The organism is Streptomyces sp. NPDC093795 (assembly GCF_044764665.1).
GTDB lineage: Bacteria > Actinomycetota > Actinomycetes > Streptomycetales > Streptomycetaceae > Streptomyces.
On sequence record NZ_JBIWIO010000003.1, the window covers coordinates 682869 to 698543 of the forward strand.

At 72.4% G+C, this 15675-nt stretch carries 12 protein-coding genes; 8 read left to right on the plus strand and 4 right to left on the minus strand.

What is annotated here, in order from left to right; translation table 11 throughout:
* Positions 1-7 precede the first annotated feature (7 nt).
* The 3 genes from ACIRB7_RS11925 to ACIRB7_RS11935 are packed head-to-tail and all read right to left on the minus strand — an operon-like array spanning position 8 to position 2104.
* Positions 8-790 carry an SDR family oxidoreductase gene (locus ACIRB7_RS11925; RefSeq protein ID WP_403595966.1) on the minus strand — a complete coding sequence of 261 codons (783 nt, stop codon included), beginning with the start codon at positions 788-790 and terminating at the stop codon, positions 8-10.
* On the minus strand, positions 787-1491 hold the full coding sequence (locus tag ACIRB7_RS11930) for a cupin domain-containing protein (protein WP_403595969.1): 705 nt from the start codon (positions 1489-1491) through the stop codon (positions 787-789). Before ACIRB7_RS11930 ends, ACIRB7_RS11925 begins: the two co-directional genes overlap by 4 nt.
* Positions 1472-2104 (minus strand): hypothetical protein, encoded by a 633-nt coding sequence (locus tag ACIRB7_RS11935; protein WP_403595972.1) that lies wholly within the window; start codon positions 2102-2104, stop codon positions 1472-1474. The genes ACIRB7_RS11930 and ACIRB7_RS11935 overlap by 20 nt, the downstream gene beginning before the upstream one ends.
* 504 nt (positions 2105-2608) lie before the next feature.
* Here ACIRB7_RS11935 and ACIRB7_RS11940 point away from each other — a divergent pair.
* The 8 genes from ACIRB7_RS11940 to ACIRB7_RS11975 all read left to right on the plus strand — a co-directional run bounded on the left by ACIRB7_RS11940 (position 2609) and on the right by ACIRB7_RS11975 (position 13564).
* Complete coding sequence (locus ACIRB7_RS11940; RefSeq protein WP_403595975.1) at positions 2609-3523, plus strand: oxygenase MpaB family protein; 915 nt, start codon at positions 2609-2611, stop codon at positions 3521-3523.
* The gene (locus ACIRB7_RS11945) at positions 3505-5811 is read left to right on the plus strand and encodes a tetratricopeptide repeat protein (RefSeq protein ID WP_403595978.1); all 2307 of its coding nucleotides are present in this window, start codon (positions 3505-3507) and stop codon (positions 5809-5811) included. Before ACIRB7_RS11940 ends, ACIRB7_RS11945 begins: the two co-directional genes overlap by 19 nt.
* Positions 5812-5986: 175 nt before the next feature.
* Positions 5987-7543, plus strand: a complete 1557-nt coding sequence (locus ACIRB7_RS11950; protein ID WP_403595981.1) for a phytoene desaturase family protein — start codon at positions 5987-5989, stop codon at positions 7541-7543.
* A 211-nt stretch (positions 7544-7754) separates the two neighbouring features.
* A complete protein-coding gene (gene tdh / locus ACIRB7_RS11955) occupies positions 7755-8789 on the plus strand; it encodes an L-threonine 3-dehydrogenase (RefSeq protein ID WP_403596222.1) in 1035 nt (344 codons plus the stop codon).
* 3 nt (positions 8790-8792) lie between these two features.
* On the plus strand, positions 8793-9992 hold the full coding sequence (locus tag ACIRB7_RS11960; protein WP_403595984.1) for a glycine C-acetyltransferase: 1200 nt from the start codon (positions 8793-8795) through the stop codon (positions 9990-9992).
* Between the two features lie 79 nt (positions 9993-10071).
* Positions 10072-10980 (plus strand): LysR family transcriptional regulator, encoded by a 909-nt coding sequence (locus tag ACIRB7_RS11965; protein WP_403595987.1) that lies wholly within the window; start codon positions 10072-10074, stop codon positions 10978-10980.
* Positions 10981-11052: 72 nt separating this feature from the next.
* Positions 11053-12276 carry a glycosyltransferase gene (locus tag ACIRB7_RS11970; protein ID WP_403596226.1) on the plus strand — a complete coding sequence of 408 codons (1224 nt, stop codon included), beginning with the start codon at positions 11053-11055 and terminating at the stop codon, positions 12274-12276.
* 124 nt (positions 12277-12400) lie between these two features.
* Entirely contained in the window at positions 12401-13564 is a 1164-nt protein-coding gene (locus tag ACIRB7_RS11975; protein ID WP_403595990.1) for an esterase-like activity of phytase family protein, read from the plus strand.
* A gap of 63 nt (positions 13565-13627) precedes the next feature.
* On the opposite strand, the gene ACIRB7_RS11980 is transcribed toward ACIRB7_RS11975, so the two are convergent.
* A complete protein-coding gene (locus tag ACIRB7_RS11980; RefSeq protein WP_403595993.1) occupies positions 13628-15664 on the minus strand; it encodes an exo-alpha-sialidase in 2037 nt (678 codons plus the stop codon).
* Positions 15665-15675: the final 11 nt, after the last annotated feature.

Here is a 15675-nt window from a genome sequence, read left to right on the forward strand (position 1 = left end):
TCTCCTCTCACACGCATGTCAGTTGACCGCCGTCGACCGAGATCTGCTGCCCGGTGACGTAGGACGATTCATCGGATGCCAGAAAGCCGATGAGGGCGGCGACCTCCTCGGCCTCTCCCGGCCGGTCCATCGGGATCGCCTTGCGCAGGCGCTCTTCCGCCTCCTGCCGCGACATGTCGCCGGCCCGGCTCATATGGGCGACGGCGTTGTCGTAGCGCTGGGTGCGGATGACCCCGGGGTGCACACAGTTCACGGTCACGTGGTGTCTCGCGTACTGACTCGCCAGGTACTTGCCGGCATTCGAGACGGCCGCGTTGACCAGGCCGGAGAGAAACATGCCGGCGGCGGGTTCCTTGCCGATGTTGCCGACGATGTTGACGATCCGGCCGAATTCGTTGCGGATCATCACCGGGGCGACGGACTTGATCAGATCGAGGTACGGGACGAGTTTCTGATCCATCGCGGAACGTATGTCGTCGACCTCGACCTCGTCGAAGTGCCCGGGCGCCGGGCCCGGCGCGTTGTTGACCAGGACGTCGATCCTGCCGAATCGGCTCTCGACGTCGCTCACCAGTTCCTCGCGGAAGGACCGCGAGGTGACATCGCCCGGGAGGACGTACGTGGTCTGCCCGCCGTCACCGGTTTCCGCGTGCGACTCGGCGGCGACCTTCTCCAGGTCGTGGGAACTGCGGGCGCACAGAACGGTCGTGTACCCCTTGGCGCTCAGGTGCAGTGCGGTCGCCCTCCCGATGCCGCGGCCGGCGCCAGTGATGATCGCTACCCGCGTCACGGGGTCTCCTGCTCGGCTTCCTGCTGGGGGACCCGGTGATACCGCGGCGGGATGAAGATGTTGAGGGAGCGGGCCAGGCTCTCATGGGGGTTCGCGGCACCGTGCCCCTCCTGGCTCCCGCAGAAGTAGGTGGCGCCGAACTGCAGCTCGTGGCGCGTTCCCTCGACCGTCATCTCGTACCGGCCGTCCAGGCACGTCCCGATCTGTTCATGGGAGTGCTTGTGGTACGGCATCTCGCCGCCGCCGGGGATGTCGGCGAGCATCAGCTCGATCCAGTCGGCCAGGAAGAAGGTGACGTCCATCTTGACGAACTTGCGCGATTCGAGCGGTTCGAGGAAGTAACCGCTCGGCGCGGGGTAGGACTCGCCCGACTTGGAGCGCCTGATCTCCAGGAGGACGGATTCGGCCGAGGCCGTGTTCACGACCGAGAGTCCGACGCCGGGAGGGGCGACGTACACGTCGTGCTCGGGCTCCATCAGCTTCGTGACGTCTCCGACCGTCGCGGTGATCTCGCCGCGGATGACCATTCCGACGTGCGCTTCCCGCCGGGATTCGTCGCTCCGCAGGGTGGCCCCGGGGGCGATGAAGAGGAGCCGTACTTCCGTGTCCTCGCGTCGGTAGGACTCGATCCGGATCCCGTTGTCGTGCAGCGCGACGCCGGGAGCCGGGAAATAGGGGTGCTCACGCACTTCCGCGGTCATTGAGATCCTTCCTCCGTGCGAAAACCGTCCAGGTCATGGGGATCCGTGAAAACCTGTAGACGAACTTCAGGTTGTATTCCTCGACCGCTTGCTCGTTCGTGAGAGCGATGTTGTACAGACCGCTGGCGACGTGATCGGCGGCCTGGCTCGTGGAGCTGACGGTGGCCAGCTTCACGGGACGGTCGAAGTGGTGTCGCAGCATGGGAACGGGAGCCGGGTGAGTGGCTACGACCTCGGTGCTGAGCAGTTCTTCGTCGAAGGAGAAGTCGGCCCGTGCGGCAAGGCCGTACTCCGGCGTACTCCCGTGGAAGAGGCTCACCGGCTCCAGCGCCGGATGCATGTAGAAGGCGTTTATATGTGAATACGCGTGCGGCACCAGAGCCAGATCGATGCGGGCGCCGACGAGCGCGTCCATGCACTGCTCGAAGGTGTCCTTCAGGACGATCCGGCAGGATTCGGGGTCACCGACGCAGTGCAGCATCAGTCGTGCGATGTGCTCGCTGCTCGTCCCCTTCGGACCCAATGTCCCGATCGCGACGCGTTGTGTGGCGTCGGTGGGAATGAGCGCCATCAGTGCCTGTTTTTCACTGTCAGGAATTCGGACTGTATCCATGTCTCGACCCCTCTGTGGCGTCGGCACTCATGGGTGAACGGTGCCGGCCGTGGCGCTTTGCCCTGGTGATCTTGGGCTGGAGTGAACCCTAGGACTCCCTCGGACGGGCAATCAAGCGTGACCATGAATTGCCGTCAGGTCGCGGCTGATTCCTTTCGGAACGGACGATTCGTTTCGCTCTCGTTTCGGGCGAATTAAATGAGCCAGATGGCGCGATGGTGCCGGTCCTTTTGTTGCGTATGGTCGGCTTGGGCCTGTCTTCGAGGGGAGGCGGATGACCGGCCGGCGTATACGGAGAGTCTTGAGGTACGGCCTCCGGTGGACCGCCCCCGGCCACCGGAACCCCCTCCCCGGCGCCCCCGCCCCCGCATGGTTGGCGGGATCATGTCAGTCCGCGGGTCGGGAAGACGGCGTCCCGGACCGACGCACGGGCTTCGGCAAGGGGGCTGTTGCGGCCTCACGAGGTCTGTTCGCGCTCCGGGCACCCGGCGTAGCCTGAGCGCCATGACGCAGGATGCCGACCCCGGGCTCTTCGGTCCCCGCTCCGTCACCTGGCAGCTGCACAGCGATCCCGTCATGTGGCTCGCGGGCGTCCGCGCCCTGTGGCTCCAGGCGTTGCACCCCGTGGCCGTCCGTGGCGTCATGATCAACAGCAGCTTCCGGCAGGACCCCTGGGGCCGGCTCATGCGGACCGCGAGCTTCGTCGGGACCCTCAGCTACGGGACCGCCGAGGCCGCCGAGGCGGCCGGCGCCCGTGTGCGCCGGATCCACCGGCTGCTCGGGGTGGACGACCCCGAGCTGCTCCTCTGGGTGCACTGCGCCGAGACCGACTCGTACCTCTCCGTCGCACGGCGCTCCGGCATCCCGCTCACCGACGCCCTCGCCGACCGCTACGTCGACGAACACCGCATCTCGGCCCGCCTCGTCGGACTCGACCCGGCCACCGTCCCGGGCTCCACCGCCGAACTCGCCGCCTACTTCGACGCCGTGCGTCCCGGGCTCACCTGCGGGCCGGACGCGCGCACCGTCCGGGACTTCCTCCGCAGGCCGCCCGTGAAACCCGCCCTCGTACCGGCGCGCGAAGTGATCTGGCGGCGCGTCACCGCGCTCGCGTACGACACTCTGCCCCCTTACGCCCACGCGCTCTACGGCCGCCCCGCCCCGCCGCCCGAGACCGTCACCCGGCGGCTCGTCGCGACGGCCGACCTCCTCCGCCGCGTCCCCGCCCACCTGCGCTGGCGTCTCCCGCCCGGCCACATCATCCGCGCCATGGACCGGCTCGGACCGGAGACCCGACCCGACCCTTACGCGTACCCCGCCCCGTACCCACTGTCCGAACCGGCGTCCATACTGGACGAGCCGGGGAAGGCGCAGAAAACCGACGGGGGCGGCAGCACACGATGGGGGACTCCAGACTGATCCAGGGCCGGTACCGCCTGCACGAGGTCATCGGCCGCGGGGGTATGGGCGAGGTGTGGCGCGCCACCGACGAGGCGCTCGGGCGCGGTGTCGCCGTGAAGTGCCTCAAACCGCTCGGACCGCAGCAGGACCCCCAGGTCCTCACCGTGGTGCGCGAGCGGTTCCGGCGCGAGGCCCGGGTGGCCGCCGCGCTCCAGCACCGCGGCATCACCGTCGTGCACGACTTCGGCGAGGACGACGGCGTGCTCTTCCTCGTCATGGAGCTCCTGGAGGGGCGCAACCTCAGCCAGCTCCTCGCCGCCAACGCCCAGCACCCGCTGCCCGTCCCGGACGTCGTCGAGATCGCCGACCAGGTCGCCGACGCCCTCGCCTACACCCACGGCCACGGCATCGTGCACCGTGACCTGAAGCCCGCGAACATCATGCGGCTGCGGGACGGGACGGTGAAGATCTGCGACTTCGGGATAGCGCGCCTGGGCGCCGACATGGGCTTCACCTCCCGCCTCACCGGGACCGGCATCGCCATGGGCACGCCCCACTACATGTCCCCCGAGCAGATCGGCGGCGGCGAGATCGACCACCGCAGCGACCTCTACTCGCTGGGGTGCGTGCTGTACGAACTGGCCACCGGCGCCCCGCCCTTCGACCTCGGCGACTCCTGGGCCATCCTCATCGGACACCGGGACACGGTGCCGCGCCCGCCCCGCGCGCACCGCGCCGAGCTGCCCGACTACTTCGACCGGATCGTCCTCGACCTGCTCGCCAAGGTGCCGGAGGAGCGGCCCGCCGACGCGGGCGATCTGCGCCGCCGGATCGTCTCGGGGCGGGTCTCGCTGTCCTCTCTCGCGGCCACGGTCGGCATGCCCCTTCCGGGAGGCACCGTCGTTCCGGGGCCAATTCCGGGGCCGGTCGCGGGTCTCGGTCCGGGTCCGAGCGCGGGTGCGGGCCCTGGGCCGGGTGCCGCCGCCGGCACCGCCACCGGCACGCCCGATCCGGCTCACGCGCCCGCGTGGGTCCGGGGCATCACCGGTGGGCACCGGCCCGCCGAAGCGGGCGCCGCGCCGCGCCCGGTCGCCCACGACCCCGCCGCGGCCGTGCTCACCACCGAGTGGACCACCGCGGGCCCCGCCCCGGACGCGCCCGCGTACGTCGCGCCCTCCGCCGAGCTGATCGCCGTGCTCGCCGGCCGGTACCGGGCCGGGATGGGCCTCGGCCGCCTCGGCCGCTGGGACGAGGCCGAGTCCGTGCACCGGTCCGTCGCCGAGCACCGCGCGGCCGCCCTCGGCGAGGACCACCCCGACACCCTCGCCAGCCACTACGAGGTCGGCTTCGCCCTCGCCCGGCTCGACCGCCCCGCCGACGCCCTGCGCGTCTTCGACCGGGTCGCCGCCACCCGCGCCCGCGTCCTCGGCGAGGACCACCCCGACACCCTGGCGGCCCGGCAGGAACGGGCGTACGCCCTGGGACGCCTCGGACGGCACCCGGAGGCGTACGAGGTGTACGTCACCGTCCTCGCCGCACGCGAGCGCACCGTGGGCCCCGACCACCCCGACACCCTGCGCTGCCGGCACAACCTGGCGTTCACGCTCGGCCGCCTCGGCCGCCTGGAGGAGTCGTACCGTACGGCCCACGAGGTCGCGGAGGCTCGGGCCCGGCTGCTCGGCGAGGAGCATCCCGACACGCTGGTGACCCGGCACGAAGTGGCGTACACCCTGGGGCGCCTCGGCCGAGGACAGGAGTCGCTCGCCCATTACCGCGCCGTCGCCGACGGCCGCGCCGCCGCCCTCGGCCCCGACCACCCGGACACCCTCGCCGCCCGCTACGAGACCGGCGTCTGCCTCGGGCGGCTCGGCCAGGCCGCCGACGCCCTGGAGGTGTGCCAGGACCTCGTCGCGGCCCGCACCCGCGCGCAGGGCGCCGACGGGCCCGAGACCCTGCGCGCCCGCCACGCCCTCGCCGTCAACCTCGGCCGGCTCGGTCGCTGGCCGGAGGCGCTCGGCGAGTCCGAGAGCGTCCACGCGGACCGGGAGCGGGTCCTGGGCCCGGACCACCCGGACACCCTGCTGAGCCGCCGTGAGACCGCCGTCGCCCTCGGCCGGCTCGGCCGCTGGAGCGAGGCGCTGGAGTCGCACCGCGCGATCGCCGCCGCCCGCGCCCGACTCCTCGGCCCCGCCCACCCCGACACCGTCGCGGCCCTCGACGACGAGGCCCACTGCCTGGAGCGCCTGGGCCGCCACGCCGAAGCGGCCGCCCTCCTCCTGAGAGCGGCCACGCCGCCACCGCCCTGACCCCCCCACCCCCGGGATCCCCACCGCCCAGGTCCACCGCCCAGCTCGACCGCCCCGGTCCACCGCCCTGACCCCGCTACCGCCCAGACGCGCCCCCCGCGTGTCCACCGCCCCGGTCCGCCGCCCGGCTCCGCCGTCCCCTTTCCCGGCTCGGCGCCCCGTGTGAGCATGAGCCATGACCGCTTCCGCACCGTCCGCCGCCGCCCGTTCCTACGACGCCGTCGTCGTCGGAGGTGGTCACAACGGCCTGGTCGCCGCCGCCTACCTGGCCCGTGCCGGACGTTCCGTGCTCGTCCTGGAGCGGCTCGGTTCCACCGGTGGCGCCGCCGTGTCCACCCGGCCCTTCGCCGGGGTCGACGCGCGGCTCTCCCGGTACTCGTACCTCGTCTCGCTCCTCCCCGAGAAGATCGTGCGCGAGCTCGGGCTGCGGTTCGCCGTACGGAAACGGTCCGTCTCCTCGTACACCCCGAAGGGCGACGGAGGCCTCCTCGTCGGCGGCGGCCCCGACCGCACCCGCGCCTCCTTCGCCGCACTCACCGGCTCCGACCGCGAGTACGAGGCCTGGCAGGCCTTCTACGCCCGCACCGGCCGGGCCGCCCGCCGCATCTTCCCCACCCTCACCGAGCCCCTCCCGACCCGCGCCGCGCTCCGGGACCGCGTCGACGACGCGGACACCTGGCGGATGCTGTTCGAGGAACCCCTCGGCGCCACCGTCGAGCGGACCTTCGCCGACGACCTCGTCCGTGGTGTCGTCCTCACCGACGCCCTCATCGGCACCTTCGCCGACGCCCACGACCCGACGCTCCTCCAGAACCGCTGTTTCCTCTACCACGTCATCGGCGGCGGCACCGGCGATTGGGACGTGCCCGTCGGCGGCATGGGCGCCCTCACCGACGCCCTCGCCGACGCGGCCCGCGCCGCCGGCGCCGACCTCCGCACCGGCCACGAGGTCACCCGGATCGAGACCGACGGGAGCCGCGCCGCGCTCACCTACCGCACCGCCGACGGCGAGGGCACCGTCGAGGCGGGCCACGTCCTCGTCAACGCCTCCCCGCGCGACCTCGCCGCCCTCCTCGGCGAGACGCCACCGCCCGCCCCGGAAGGCGCCCAGTTCAAGGTCAACATGCTGCTCACCCGGCTGCCGAAACTCCGCGACCGCTCCGTCGACCCGCACGAGGCCTTCGCCGGCACCTTCCACATCGCCGAGGGGTACGGGCAGCTCGCCACCGCCCACGCCGAGGCCGCCGCCGGCCGGCTGCCCTCCGCCCCGCCCTCCGAGATCTACTGCCACTCCCTCACGGACCCGACGATCCTTGGCCAGGAACTCGCCGCCACGGGCCACCAGACGCTCACCCTGTTCGGGCTCCACACCCCCGCCCGGCTGTTCACCACCGACAACGACGGCACCCGGGCCGCGCTCCTCACAGCCACCCTCGACCAGCTCGACGCCCATCTGGACGAGCCGATCGCCGACTGCCTCGCGCTCGACGCGGACGGCCGGCCCTGCGTCGAGGCGAAGACGCCGCTCGACCTCGAACGCGAACTGCGCCTGCCCGGCGGTCACATCTTCCACCGCGACCTCTCCTTCCCGTACGCGGAGGAGGGCGCGGGCCGCTGGGGCGTCGAGACCCGGCACGCCAACGTGCTGCTGTGCGGAGCGGGCGCGATCCGGGGCGGGGGAGTGAGCGGCATCCCCGGCCACAACGCGGCGATGGCGGCCCTCGGCCGGTGACGTCAGGCGCCTTCGCGCGGGGCCTCTCCGTTCGGCCGTGTCGACAGCGCTCCGCCCCCGCCCGGGGTGTGAAGCTGATCTGCGAGCGCGCTTAAGAAATCCTCGATGGACCGCGAGCGCTCCGTAGGGAAGATTCTCTTCCAGGGATCTTGGGCACGCAGCTGTGCCCGCGCCCCCACATCACAGGACACGCACGTCGGGAGCCGTGGCATTGAAGGCGTTGGTCAAGCTGAAGGCGGAGCCGGGACTCTGGCTCACGGACGTGCCCGAGCCGGAGACCGGCCCCGGAGACGTACTGATCCAGGTCAAGCGGACCGGTATCTGCGGGACCGATCTGCACATCCGCTCCTGGGACGGCTGGGCGCAGAAGACGATCGCCACGCCCCTGACCATCGGGCACGAGTTCGTCGGCGAGGTCGTCTCCGTCGGCCGTGACGTCGAGGACATCGCCGTCGGCGACCTGGTCAGCGGCGAGGGCCACCTCGTCTGCGGCAAGTGCCGCAACTGTCTGGCCGGGCGCCGTCACCTCTGCCGCGCCACCGTCGGCCTCGGCGTCGGCCGGGACGGAGCGTTCGCGGAGTACGTGGCACTGCCCGCCTCCAACGTGTGGGTGCACCGCGTCGCCGTCGACCTCGACATCGCCGCGATCTTCGACCCGTTCGGCAACGCCGTGCACACGGCGCTCTCCTTCCCGCTGGTCGGCGAGGACGTCCTCGTCACCGGCGCGGGCCCGATCGGCATCATGGCCGCCGCCGTCGCCAAGCACGCCGGCGCCCGAAACGTCATGATCACCGACGTCAGCGAGGAGCGCCTCGCCCTGGCGCGCAAGACGGGCGTCACCCTCGCCCTCAACGTCGCCGAGCAGACCATCGCCGACGGCCAGCGCACCCTCGGTCTCAAGGAGGGCTTCGACGTCGGCCTGGAGATGTCCGGCAACCCGCACGCCATGCGCGACATGGTCGCCAACATGACCAACGGCGGCAAGATCGCCATGCTGGGCCTGCCCAGCGAGGACTTCGCCGTCGACTGGGCGAAGATCGTCACCTCCATGATCACGATCAAGGGCATCTACGGCCGCGAGATGTTCGAGACCTGGTACGCGATGTCGGTGCTCCTGGAGGGCGGTCTCGACCTCGCCCCCGTCGTCACCGGGCGCTACGCGTACACCGACTTCGAGGCCGCCTTCGACGACGCGGCCTCCGGCAAGAGCGGCAAGATCATCCTCGACTGGACTGCGGGAGCCTGACCCATGTTCGATTCCGTACGCGACGACATCCGCACCACCCTCGACGAGATCCGGCAGGCCGGGCTCCACAAGCCCGAGCGCGTCATCGGCACCCCCCAGTCGGCCACCGTCGCCGTCACCTCGGGAGGCCGCCCCGGCGAGGTGCTCAACTTCTGCGCCAACAACTACCTGGGCCTCGCCGACCACCCCGAGGTGGTCGCCGCCGCCCACGAGGCGCTGGACCGCTGGGGCTACGGCATGGCGTCCGTCCGCTTCATCTGCGGCACGCAGGAGGTGCACAAGGAGCTGGAGGCGCGCCTCTCGTCCTTCCTCGGCCAGGAGGACACGATCCTCTACTCCTCCTGCTTCGACGCCAACGGCGGCGTCTTCGAGACGATCCTCGGCCCCGAGGACGCCGTCATCTCCGACGCCCTCAACCACGCCTCGATCATCGACGGCATCCGCCTCTCCAAGGCCCGTCGCTTCCGCTACGCCAACCGTGACATGGCCGATCTGGAGCAGCGGCTGAAGGAGGCCACGGAGGGCGGCGCCCGGCGCAAGCTCATCGTCACCGACGGTGTCTTCTCCATGGACGGCTACGTCGCCCCGCTCGACGAGATCTGCGACCTCGCCGAGCAGTACGACGCCATGGTCATGGTCGACGACTCGCACGCCGTCGGCTTCGTCGGCCCCGGCGGCCGCGGCACCCCCGAGCTGCACGGCGTGATGGACCGCGTCGACATCATCACCGGCACCCTCGGCAAGGCCCTCGGCGGCGCCTCCGGCGGTTACGTCGCCGCCCGCGCCGAGATCGTAGCCCTGCTGCGCCAGCGCTCCCGCCCGTACCTCTTCTCGAACACCCTCGCCCCGGTGATCGCCGCCGCCTCCCTCAAGGTCCTCGACCTCCTGGAGTCCGCCGATGACCTGCGCGAGCGGCTGCGCGCGAACACCGAGCTCTTCCGCACCCGGATGACGGCGGAGGGCTTCGACATCCTCCCCGGCGACCACGCCATCGCCCCGGTCATGATCGGTGACGCCTCCGAGGCGGGCCGCATGGCCGAACTGCTCCTGGAGCGCGGTGTGTACGTGATCGGCTTCTCGTACCCGGTCGTGCCGCAGGGCCAGGCCCGGATCCGAGTGCAGCTCTCCGCCGCCCACTCCACGGACGACGTGAACCGGGCCGTCGACGCCTTCGTCGAGGCCCGCGCCGCCCTGCGCGGCTGAGACGGGGGCGGCCCCGACCTGCGCGGCTGACGGCGGCCGGCAGGCACGGGCCGGCCTCGCGGCCTGCGAGACTGGGGGCATGATCGAAGCGCGGCGGTTGCACATCCTCCGTGCGGTGGCCGACCACCGCACGGTCACGGCGGCGGCCGCCGCGCTCTATCTCACCCCCTCCGCCGTCTCCCAGCAGCTCGCCGCCCTGGAGCAGGAGACGGGTCACCGCCTGGTGGACCGCAGCGCCCGGGGCGCCCGGCTCACCCCGGCCGGCGAGATCCTGCTGAGCCACGCCAACGCCGTCCTCGCCCAGCTGGAGCGCGCCGAGTCGGAACTCGCCGCCTACAGCTCCGGTGACGCCGGTACGGTCACGGTCGCCGCCTTCGCCACCGGCATCGGGCTCGTCGTGGCCCCCGCCCTCACGGCCCTGTCCCGCACCGCGCCCGGCATCCGGGTCCGGGTGCGGGACGCCGAGGGCGACGAGAGCCTCCTCATGGTCCTCGACCGTCAGGTGGACGTGGCCGTCGCGGTCGAGTACCGGGGCGCTCCCGGCGAGGACGACGCCCGCCTCACCCGGGTCCCGCTCTACGCGGAGCCCTTCGACGCGGTCCTGCCGCCCGGCCACCCCCTCGCGCACGGCGAGCGGGTCGCGCTCGCCGACCTCGCCAAGGACACCTGGATCGGCCAGTCCAGCGGTAACCCCTGCCACGACGTGACGGTCCTGGCCTGCGAGTACGCGGGGTTCGCGCTGCGCCTGGAGCACTCGTCCGACGACTTCCGCGCGGTCGTCGCCCTCGCGGAAGCGGGCGCGGGCGTGGCGCTCGTGCCCCGTTCGGCCCTGCGCGGCGTGGAGCTCGCGGGTGTGGAGGTCCGCCCGATCGACGGAGTCGCCCCGACGCGCAGGGTCTTCGCCGCCGTCCGGCGCGGCGCGGAGGGGCACCCCCTGATCAGCCCGGTACTGACCGCTCTGCGCACGGCCTCGGAATCCGGCGCCTAGGAGCCGTCGAGGGTCGAAATACGTAGCCGTGGCGCCCGGGTGGGCCACACTGGCCGGGTGCGAATCGTGATGATGACGGCGGGGTCGCGCGGTGACGTCGCGCCGTACACGGGTCTGGGCGCCGGCCTCGTACGGGCCGGGCACGAGGTGACGCTGGCCGCGCATGCGGTGTTCGAGCCGCTGGTGGCCGGTTCGGGGGTGCGCTTCCATCCCCTGCCGGTGGATCCCCGGGCCGAGTTGCACTCCGAGCGGGGCCGACGGCTGCACGTCGCGAGGACCGGCGCGGGAAAGCTGGTACGGCTGGTGTCCATGGCCCGGGAGGTGGCCGACGAGCTGACCGGGGCCTTGGTGGAGGCGTCGAGGGACGCCGACGTCCTGCTGATCGGCGGGGCGCTCGGACCACTCGGAGACGCCATCGCCGAGGGCCTGTCGGTACCGTCCGTGGGCCTGCATCTGCAACCTCTGCACCCCACCGGCGAGTTCCCCGCCCCGATGCTGGGGACGCGGCCGCTGGGCACGGTGGGGAACCGGCTGAGCGGACACGCCGTCATGACCTCGGTGGAGCTGGTGTTCGCCCGTTCCGTACGGTCATTGCGGCGGCACGGCCTCACGTCGGGCGGCCGGTCCCGAAGCCACCGGGCCCGAGGCCACCGGGCACGCCCGGTGCTCCACGGCTACAGCGAACTCGTCGTCCCCCGCCCCCGGGACTGGCCCACCGGGCTCGAGGTGGCCGGGTACTGGTGGCCGCACGAGACCGGGCGGCTCTCGCCGGAGCTGGAGGACTTCCTCGCCGCCGGACCCCCGCCGGTCTTCGTCGGCCTGGGGAGCGCCACCGTGCCCGACCCAGAGCGGGCGAGCCGTGACATCGTCGCCGCCTTGCGCGCTGCGGGCGTCCGCGGCGTCGTCCAGCGGGGCTGGGCGGGGCTGAACGCCGAGAGCGAGGACATCCTGACCGTCGGCGACGTGCCGCACTCACTGCTGTTCCCCCGGATGGCAGCCGTCGTCCACCACGCGGGCGCGGGCACGACCGGCGCCGTCCTGCGGGCCGGAGTGCCCACGGTGCCTGTGCCGGTCCAGTTCGACGCCGCCTTCTGGGCGTCCCGGCTGACCGCGCTGGGAACGGCACCCGGGGTGGTGCCGCTGCGCCGTCTCACCTCCGACGCCCTGGCCGACGCCCTGCGCCGGGCGACGACGGACGTCTCCCACCGCGAGCGCGCCCGCGCGGTGGCCGACCGCCTGGCCGCGGAGGACGGCGGCGCGCCGGTACTCGCCGTACTCGACCGGCTGGAGCGCTGAACGCCTCCGCCCTCGGGCCGATCATCCGACGGATGGTCCAGAAGGTGGGGAAGCGGCCCGAACACGGGAGGAATACCCGTGTGGGTGACTGTGGGACGGGAGTGGGCGGGCCATGATCACCGGCATGAGTGCCTCCTTGATCTACCGCGCCTGTGTCGCGGCACTGCTCATGACGTCCACGCTCGCTCCCGCGGTGGCTGCCGTCCCCCAACCCGGCGGTCCCGGGCCGGAGTCGGGGCGCGCGGTGCAGGCCCGCCTGCTCGGCGAGAAGATCGTCCCGCACAAGTTCGATTTCCTGGGCACCACGGTCGGTGGCCTCTCCGGCGTCGACCGCGACCGGTGCACCGGCGAGTACGTGTTCATCAGCGACGACCGCTCCTTCCTCCAGCACGCGCGGTTCTACACCGCGCGGCTGGACGTCGACGCCGACGGCGTGCACTCCGTCGCCTTCACCGGAACCCGGCCCTTCCGTCAGGCGGACGGGTCGGTCTACCCCTCGCCCGCCCTCGGCGACGGCAAGGCCGTCGACCCGGAGGAGATCCGTGTCGACCCGCTCGACTGCCGTTACTGGTGGGGGCAGGAGGGCGACCGGCCCGCCGTGTCCGGCCCGCCGGTGATCCAGCCGTCCATCGAGATCTCCGACCCGGACGGCGCCCACCGCGGCAGCCTGCGCCTGCCGGAGAACTACGCGATCACGGCGGAGCGCGGACCGCGCCGGAACCAGGCCGTCGAGGCACTCACCTTCGGTGCCCGGGGCAAGATGGTCACCAGCGCGGTCGAGGGCCCGCTGCTCCAGGACGGCCCGGTGCCGGACCTGACGCAGGGTGCGCTCGTCCGCGTCACCCAGCAGACCCGCGGCGGCCGGGTGCTCGGACAGTTCGCGTACCCGATCGAGAAGATCTTCGCCGAGTCCGACCCGGACAGCCCTTGGGGCCCCGACACCGGCGTTCCGTCCCTCCTCGCCTTCCCCGACGACCCGGACCGCTACCTCGTGCTCGAACGGACCTGGGTCGCCGGTTCCGGATACAAGATCCGCCTGTACGACGCCACCACACGGGGCGCCACCGACGTACGGTCGGTGGACGCCCTGGCAGGACAGCGCGTCGTGCCGATGCGCAAGAAGCTCGTCGCGGACTTCCACACCCTCGGGCTGTCCACCGTCGACAACACCGAGGGCATGACCTGGGGACCGGTCCTGCCGTCCGGCGAGCGGTCGCTGATCCTCGTCAGCGACGACAACTTCGACAAGGACGCGGTCACCCAGATCGTCGCCCTCGCCCTCCGCTGAACCGACCGAACGGCGGGCCGTCGGCGACATGACCGGCCGGAGCTGCCCCGAGGGCGAGTGGCTCTACCAGATGGTGGAGAAGCCGAGCCGGAGACGTTCGTCCTCGGTGGCCACGTCGAGCGAGCCGCCCTTCACCAGGGCGGCCTCCTCCGGGGTCAGCGCGCCCCGGAAGAGCCGTACGTCGTCCAGGGTGCCGCGGAAGAGCTGCGCCACCCCGGGCGGCTGGTTCGGGAAGTCGGGCCGGGCGCCGATGTGGATGTTGAACTCGGCGGCGGGGGTGACGTTCCTGTCCGCCGCCGTCGTCCCCTGCGGCATGACGGCGGTGGCCGGAGCGCCCCCGTCCACCGCGAGGCCGAGGGTCAGGCCCGCGCGGGTGAACACGACGTGGTGCCATCCGCCGTCGTTGTACGAGGAGGGGAGCGTCACCTCGGTGGAGCCGATGTCCGTGCCGACGGTGGCCCGCAGGACGTCGCCCGCGCCGGGTTCGGCCCGGACCGAGAAGTGCCGGCCCTTCTTCAGCGGGTCGGTGCCCGGCATCCCGTACGCCCACACGATCGGCAGCGTGCCGGTGGTGGCCGAGTGCCGGAACCACGCCGTGACGGTGAAGTCCTGGTCGTCGACCCGCAGGGACGGCGAGCAGACGAGGCGCAGGTAGTCGTCCGTACCGTCGAACTCCATGGCCTTGCCGCTGAGGCGCGACCCGAGGACGGCGCCGCCGTGGATGACGGCGTGGTTGCCGGCCTCGCCGGGCGCCCGCACGCGGGTGTCGGCGGTACGGGGCCGGCGCAGCTCGGTCGCGGCGGCGTCCATGTCCTTCTCGGTGAAGGCCGCGAAGACGAGGTTGCCGTGCGGGATGTTGCCGGCCGTCTCGTACAGGATGCCGAGGGAGCCGTCCGGCAGCACCGTCAGATCGGAGTAGCCGGTGCGGGCCGCCGAGACCAGGGTGCCGACGGTCTTCCACGTTCTGCCCTCGTCGTACGAGGAGCGGACGGCCAGTTCACGCCGGTCCTCCAGCGGGTTCGGGCCGAGGCGTGAGGGCCCCGAGTAGAGCAGCCGGTCGGGCTTGCCGTCGAGGTCCTGCGCGTGCAGCCGCAGGAGCGAGCCGAACGTCGGGGAGGTGTCCAGGTTGGCCACGGGGGTGAAGGGCGCGGCGAAGGAGGCGCCGCCGTCGGCGCTCGTGGTCTTCAGCCGGTGCTCGTTGGTGGCGCAGCGGGTGGGCTCCGAGTTGCGCGCGTTGACGTACACGGCGCCGTCGGTGGTCTGGGCGACCGTCAGCTCGCCCGGGTACGCGCCGGCCTTGCTCACGGTGCTGGTGGCGCCGAGCTTCCAGGTCAGGCCGCCGTCGTCGCTGTAGTACAGCTGGCCGCCCCCGGTCGTGTCGCCCCCCGCCGTGTGGTCGCCGGGCACGATCAGCCGGCCCTGGTGCGGCCCGCGGTCGAGCTGGATGCCGTGGCCGGGTCCGGTGGACACCCAGCCCCACCCCGGTGCCTTCAGCTGCGGCAGCGCGACGCTCGGGGACCAGGTCACTCCGCCGTCCGTGCTGTGCACGGCGTGGACCGTGCGGGGGAAGCCCTCGCGCTTGGGCTTGGCCGCGTCACGGTTCCAGTCGCTGCTGGAGTACAGCAGGGTGATCCGCCCGGTGACGGCGTCCACGACAGGGGCGGGGTTGCCGTGCGCGAGCGCGTCGCCCGCGCCGACGACGACCTGGAGCTCCTCCCAGTGCGCACCGCCGTCGAGGGACCTCCTGAGCACGATGTCGTTGTCGCCGACGTCGTGGCATCCGGTCGCCGTCAGCCGCGTGCGGCCCTCGGCGAAGGCCAGGAGGACGCCGCCCGACTTGCTGGTGACGACGGCGGGAATCCGCGTGCAGAAGTATTTCTCGCGCGCTTCGAACGGCGTGTTGAGCACCTGCGTCGTGAGCGACGCGGTGGAGGCGGTGGACGCCGTGGACATGGTGGACGCCGTGGACGCGGTCGCGCGCGTCGACGGCGTGACCGCGAGGAGGGTCGCGGCGAGGACGGCGAGGGAGAGCGCGCTCAGCCACGCGGACCGTGCGAAGCGGCGCGCGCCCGGTGGACGGCGCGGGGGCAGGGACGACACGAAGGAACACC